This is a genomic window from Tabrizicola sp. (genome assembly GCF_031377265.1).
In the GTDB taxonomy this organism is placed as follows: domain Bacteria; phylum Pseudomonadota; class Alphaproteobacteria; order Rhodobacterales; family Rhodobacteraceae; genus JAUYQR01.
Genome location: NZ_JANMET010000346.1, coordinates 1 through 5,386 on the forward strand (window position 1 = coordinate 1; position 5,386 = coordinate 5,386).

Annotated in this window: 6 protein-coding genes and 1 pseudogene; 4 read left to right on the forward strand and 3 right to left on the reverse strand. The window is 66.4% G+C overall.

Features of this window, described 5'->3' with window-relative positions:
• Positions 1–419, reverse strand: a pseudogene (locus RMO18_RS18620) (hypothetical protein); the annotation flags it as partial.
• Positions 406–612 (reverse strand): hypothetical protein, encoded by a 207-nt coding sequence (locus RMO18_RS18625; protein ID WP_309667957.1) that lies wholly within the window; start codon positions 610–612, stop codon positions 406–408. The gene RMO18_RS18625 and the pseudogene RMO18_RS18620, both read right to left, overlap by 14 nt.
• Before the next feature lie 117 nt (positions 613–729).
• Between RMO18_RS18625 and RMO18_RS18630 the strand changes: the two genes are divergently transcribed.
• Positions 730–1,281 (forward strand): shikimate kinase, encoded by a 552-nt coding sequence (locus RMO18_RS18630; protein WP_309667958.1) that lies wholly within the window; start codon positions 730–732, stop codon positions 1,279–1,281.
• A gap of 11 nt (positions 1,282–1,292) precedes the next feature.
• Complete coding sequence (gene aroB, locus RMO18_RS18635) at positions 1,293–2,420, forward strand: 3-dehydroquinate synthase (RefSeq protein WP_309667963.1); 1,128 nt, start codon at positions 1,293–1,295, stop codon at positions 2,418–2,420.
• Here the strand turns inward: aroB and RMO18_RS18640 are convergent.
• Positions 2,417–3,868 carry an FGGY family carbohydrate kinase gene (locus tag RMO18_RS18640; protein WP_309667959.1) on the reverse strand — a complete coding sequence of 484 codons (1,452 nt, stop codon included), beginning with the start codon at positions 3,866–3,868 and terminating at the stop codon, positions 2,417–2,419. The two genes, aroB and RMO18_RS18640, sit on opposite strands and share 4 nt — an antisense overlap.
• Before the next feature lie 88 nt (positions 3,869–3,956).
• Here RMO18_RS18640 and RMO18_RS18645 point away from each other — a divergent pair, with 88 nt between their 5' ends.
• Together RMO18_RS18645 and RMO18_RS18650 are read left to right on the forward strand one after the other, a co-directional pair.
• On the forward strand, positions 3,957–4,892 hold the full coding sequence (locus RMO18_RS18645) for a substrate-binding domain-containing protein (RefSeq protein ID WP_309667961.1): 936 nt from the start codon (positions 3,957–3,959) through the stop codon (positions 4,890–4,892).
• Positions 4,893–4,958: 66 nt separating this feature from the next.
• Positions 4,959–5,386 (forward strand): ATP-binding cassette domain-containing protein (locus tag RMO18_RS18650; RefSeq protein WP_309667962.1); only part of this gene is annotated, 428 nt, incomplete at its 3' end.

The following is a 5,386-nucleotide window of genomic DNA, read 5'->3' on the forward strand; positions in this document are numbered from 1 at the left end:
CCGGCATCAACCGGGGCATCCAGTTCGGCCAAGAGGATCGTCAGGAACAACTGGCGCAGCGCGGGCAGCGTTTCCACCTGTTCCGCAGTCAGCCGTTCGGTGATTTCACGTGACAGGCCTACGCCCCATAACTTTGGCGGCAGGCCGGACACCGCAGTCGGGATCAGCCCCACCGAATCCGGCGAGGGCCCGTCCAGCGCCGATGTCGCCACCGGTTCGGGCAGGGCACCGCCATCTTTTACCGGCGGTTCTGTCACTGCGACACCGGCCAGCGCAGGCGTGGTCACCGATTGGGACAGCCAGTCGATTGCCGACAAAGGTGCATCGTCCTGCGCCAGACCCAAACCCGGCGCGAACGCCAGCCCCGCGGCAACCAGCCAGACCTGAACAAGATGGCTGCGCGCATCAGTCTCCGGCATTCAACACCACGGGCTTGGTAACCTCCTGCTGGGCGGGCGACAGATCGGCAAGATAGGCATAACCGGTCAGGCCAATGAAACCGAAGATCACCAGAATCAGCAACGTCTTGATCGCCCGTCCCATCGTATTGCCTTTCTTCACATCCGTCCGGCCTGTGGTTTGTTGCAGCACGGCACCAGAGGTGTCGGGCACCAACCGTGTCCCGGTGCGAATGTATATAGCATTTGGCGGAACTTCACGCCATTCAGGGCAGATTATTTCCTGTCGGCAGGGCTTTGCCGCATTGGGTTTGACTTTCGGTGGGGCTGGATGGGCCGTTTGGCGAAGACCGTGGTGATGGTGGGGATGATGGGGGCTGGAAAGACCGCCGTCGGAACCGCACTTGCCCGCCAGCTTGGGGTGGAATTCCGCGATTCTGACGAAGAAATCGTGCGCGCCGCCGACCGCACCATTGCCGAGATTTTTGAGCGTGACGGCGAGGCGTTCTTTCGCGCCCGCGAAACCGAAGTCATTGCCCGACTGCTGCGCAGCACTCCCTGCGTGCTGTCGACAGGTGGCGGCGCGTTTCTGGCGGCGCTGAACCGTGCCCTGATCCATGAGACGGGGGTGTCGGTTTGGCTGCGGGTCGATCTTGATCTTTTGTGGCAGCGCGTTCGCCACAAGACCACCCGCCCGCTGCTGCGCACCGCCAATCCGCGTGCAACCCTGCGCACGCTTTACGAGGCGCGACTTCCCTTCTATGCCGAGGCCGACATCGTGGTGGATGCTGACGAGCATTTGTCGGTGGAAGGCATGGCCGCACGGGTGGTCGAGGCGCTGAGCCACCGCCCCGACGTGCTGGCACAGGGGGTTGGGCAGTGACGGTTGGTGCAATGAACACGGATGGTGCAGTAAACACAGTGCATGTCGATCTGGGCGCGCGGTCTTATGACGTGCGGATTGGTGCCGGGTTGATCGACCGGGCAGGGGCTGAGATCGCCCCGTTGCTGACCCGCCCCAAGGTTGCCATCGTGACCGATGCGACGGTTGCCGCCACCCATCTTTCGCGGCTGACCGCCGCCCTGAACGCCTCGGGGATCGCAACGTCGACCCTGACCCTGCCACCCGGCGAGGCGACCAAGGGTTGGCCCGAGTTTTCGCGCACCGTCGAATGGCTGCTGGAACAGCGGGTCGAGCGTCGCGATGTGGTGGTGGCTTTTGGCGGCGGCGTGATTGGCGATCTGGTGGGCTTTGCCGCCGCCGTGCTGCGGCGCGGGGTGCGATTTGTGCAGCTGCCCACCACGCTGTTGGCACAAGTCGACAGTTCGGTCGGCGGCAAGACCGGGATCAACACCGCGCAAGGCAAGAACCTGGTCGGCGCGTTTCATCAGCCGTCGCTGGTGCTGGCCGACATCGGCGTGCTGGACACGCTGCCCCCGCGCGATTTTCTGTCAGGCTACGGCGAGGTGATGAAATACGGTCTGCTTGGCGACGCAGATTTCTTTGGCTGGCTGGAGGCGCGCGGGCCTGCCTTGCGCGCCGGTGATCTTGCCGCGCGGTTGCATGCGGTGACCCGTTCAGTGGAAATGAAGGCCGGAATCGTCAGCCGGGACGAGACGGAGGAGGGCGAGCGCGCGCTGCTGAACCTTGGCCACACATTCTGCCACGCGCTTGAAAAAGCTACAGGATATTCAGACCGTCTGCTGCACGGCGAGGGTGTGGCCATCGGCTGCGCCTTGGCGTTCGAGCTGTCGTCGCGGCTGGGCCTGTGTGCGCAGGAAACCCCCAGCCGGGTGCGCGCGCATCTGGCGCTGATGGGCACCAAGGTCGATCTCGCCGACATTCCGGGCGATTTGCCGGGGGCTGAGGCGCTGTTGGCGCTGATGGGGCAAGACAAGAAGGTGATCGACGGGCGCCTGCGGTTTATCCTGGCGCGCGGGATCGGCGAGGCGTTTGTGGCCGAAGACGTGCCGATGGATGTGGTCCGCACCCTGCTGGAACAGGCGCTGGCCGGACGCTAGGCCAGTGCCTCGTTGATCGGGCGGATTTGCGCATAAAGCCGCTGCCACAGCGCGAACCGGTCATCGGCCAGCGCTTTGGCCTGCATGTCCGGCTCGAACACCCGGTCGGTGCGGATCATCAGTGCCGCTGCCTGCGCCAGATTTGGCAGCAGACCGACCCCGACGCCCGCCATCACCGCCGCCCCCAGTGCACCGGGATCGCGCCCCTCAACCCGCAGGAACGTGCGCCCGAACACATTGGCGCGCATCTGGCACCAACGGTCGGATGCCGCGCCGCCGCCGCCGGTCTGAATTTGCGCCGGGATCACCCCGGCAGACCGCTGCAGCGCCTCCATCGCCAGCCGCGCCGAAAACGCCACGCCTTCCATTACCGCCGCGGTCAATTCCGCGGGGCCGGTGGCGCTGGTCAGGCCCGCAAACGTGCCGCGCGCCGTTGCATCCCACAAGGGTGCGCGTTCGCCCTGTAGATGCGGCAGGAACAGCGGGCTGTGGCGGGTGATCGGTGCGGCATGCGCGGCAAGGGCCGCAGGGTCCTGCCCCAACAGCCGGGCCACCCAATCCAGCGACGCCCCCCCGGCCTGTGTCGGCCCCGCATGCAGCGTGATCCCGGCCCAGGGCGGAAAGGTGATCACCCCCGGCTCACCGGTGATGGTGGCCGAGATCAGGCCCAGCACCTCCGACGTGCCCGAAAGATACATCGCCTGCCCTTCGGATGCGACGCCAAGACCCAAGAGGCTGGCCCAGGCGTCCATCATGCCGGTAATCACCGGCACCCCGGCAAACGGCTGGCCTTCGCGGATGTGGCCCGCCACCGACAGCGGGTCTCGCAGCGGTGCCAGACGCTGGCGCGCGCCGGGCAGCAGGGCGATCAGCCCCGTGGCATAGCCAAGCGCCGGCGTCACCAGACCGACGGAAGAGATCGGGTCCGCCACCACCGCCCCGGTCAGCCGTGCAATCAGGAAATCGCGCGGCAGCATCACTTGTGCGGTGGCTTTCCAGACCTCGGGGTGGGTGGCCTTTATCCAGGCCATCCGTGACAGGGCGTGACTGGCATCAAGCGGGATCGGCGCGCCCAGCCATTCGGTCTTTTGCGCCGCGCTGACCTTGGCGTCCAGTCGCGCGCCCGCCGCTGCGGCGCGCCCGTCCTGCCAGACAATCGCCGGGTAAAGAACGTTGACCGCGCCATCCACAAACACATGCGTGTTGACCTGGCTGGTCAGGCAGATCGCCCTGACCCGCGCCGCCTCGGGTCGATCGGCAAAGCCCGTCAGCGCCGCCGTTACCAGCCGCAGCCAATCCTGCGGGTCCTGTTCCACCCGGTCGGGCGGGATGCGCCGGGTCGGATAGCTGGCCGCAAACTCGGCCAGCCGCTGGCCGGTGACCGACAGCATCACCGCCTTGACCGAAGTTGTGCCCACGTCAATTCCGATCAGAACCGCGTCAGTCATGGTGCACCCTCGCAAACCGCTGGACGGCGAAACTCTGGCCTGCCAGACTTCGCAAGGCAATGAGATAACACCGGGGAGGATCATCATCATGGCACTATCATTCACCCGCCGCGCGGCGGGCGCAGTGGCACTTGTGGCTGGGCTGGCACTTGCAGGGGCAGCGGTCGCCGAGGGCGAAAAGATCGCCGTGATCACACCCTACCTCGCGCAACCCGGCACGCAGTTCTATGTCGAGGCGTTTCAGGCCCGTGCCACCGAACTTGGCTGGGAGGTGAATGTGATCGACACCGCAGGCGACGTCGCCGCCGTGATCAGCCGGATGGAAGACGTGGTCAACCAGGGTGTCAGCGCCATCGTGTTGAACGTCGATCCGGCTCAGGTCGGCGCGGGGCTTGATGCGGCGGCTGCGGCAAATATTCCGGTGTTCGGCATGGATGCCGGCGCGGACCCGCGGATCAAGGCCAACATCACCTCGAACGGCTATGCAATGGCGGCGGAAACCGCGGTCTATGTCGCCAACCGGATCGGCGGGGCCGGCAACGTGGTGATGTTCACCTTTGACCCGTTCCCCCCCGTGCAGGTGCGCGGCGTGGTTGCCGACGCGGTGTTCGGCAATTATCCCGACATCAAGGTGCTGGACCGCATCACCCCGGATGTGGCCGATGGCGGCATTGCCGACGCGCGCGCCAAGATGGAGGCGGTGCTGGCCGCCAACCCCGAGCCGGGCAGCATCAAGGCAGTCTGGGCCGCCTGGGACCAGCCCGCCTTGGGCGCGCTGCAGGCCATTGAAGCGGCGGGCCGGCAGGGTGAAGGCATCGTGATCACCGGCATCGACGCCAACCCGCAGGCGCGCGAGGCGATTGCGGCGGGCGGCAATTTCGAGGCCTCGGTGGCGCAGGACTTTGCCGGCATCGGGCGCACCACCGCCGATACCGTGGCCCGCGTGCTGGGCGGCGAGACGCTGCGCGCGGGGGTGATCTATGTGCCGACCAAGCTGGTGACCTCGGCCAATGCGGCTGAATGATCCTGTGCTGCGGGCAAGGCTGCACCGTCGCAGCCTCCGGCGGGGATATTTGGTGAAGAGGAAGCCGTGCAGCATCTGAATTTGACATATGTAGCAAAGGCTTACGGCGCGACGCGGGCCCTGGTGTCTGCGTCGCTGTCGCTGCGCAGCGGCGAGGTTCATGCCCTGATGGGCGAGAACGGGGCGGGCAAGAGCACGCTGATCCGGCTGCTGGCCGGACTGGAGCGGGCCGATGCGGGCGCGATCACCCTGAATGGTGCCGCCTTGCGCCTGACCGGCCCGCAAGATGCGGCGGCGGCGGGGTTTCGCTTTCTGCATCAGGAGGTACAGGTGGTGGCGGGCCTGTCGGTGGCCGAAAACATGCATCTGGCGCATGTCTATCCGCAGCGTTTCGGGTTGGTCGACTGGCGGCGGTTGAACGCGGCGGCGGACAGCGCGCTTGCCGAGCTGGGCATCACGACCGTCAATTCCCGCGCGGCGATGGGGGCTTTGGC

Coding starts and splice junctions, on each gene's coding strand:
- RMO18_RS18640 (WP_309667959.1), bottom strand. CDS start 3,868: ATGACTGACGCGGTTCTGATCGGAATTGACGTGGGCACAACTTCGGTC.
- aroB (WP_309667963.1), top strand. CDS start 1,293: ATGAACACGGATGGTGCAGTAAACACAGTGCATGTCGATCTGGGCGCG.
- RMO18_RS18630 (WP_309667958.1), top strand. CDS start 730: ATGGGCCGTTTGGCGAAGACCGTGGTGATGGTGGGGATGATGGGGGCT.
- RMO18_RS18645 (WP_309667961.1), top strand. CDS start 3,957: ATGGCACTATCATTCACCCGCCGCGCGGCGGGCGCAGTGGCACTTGTG.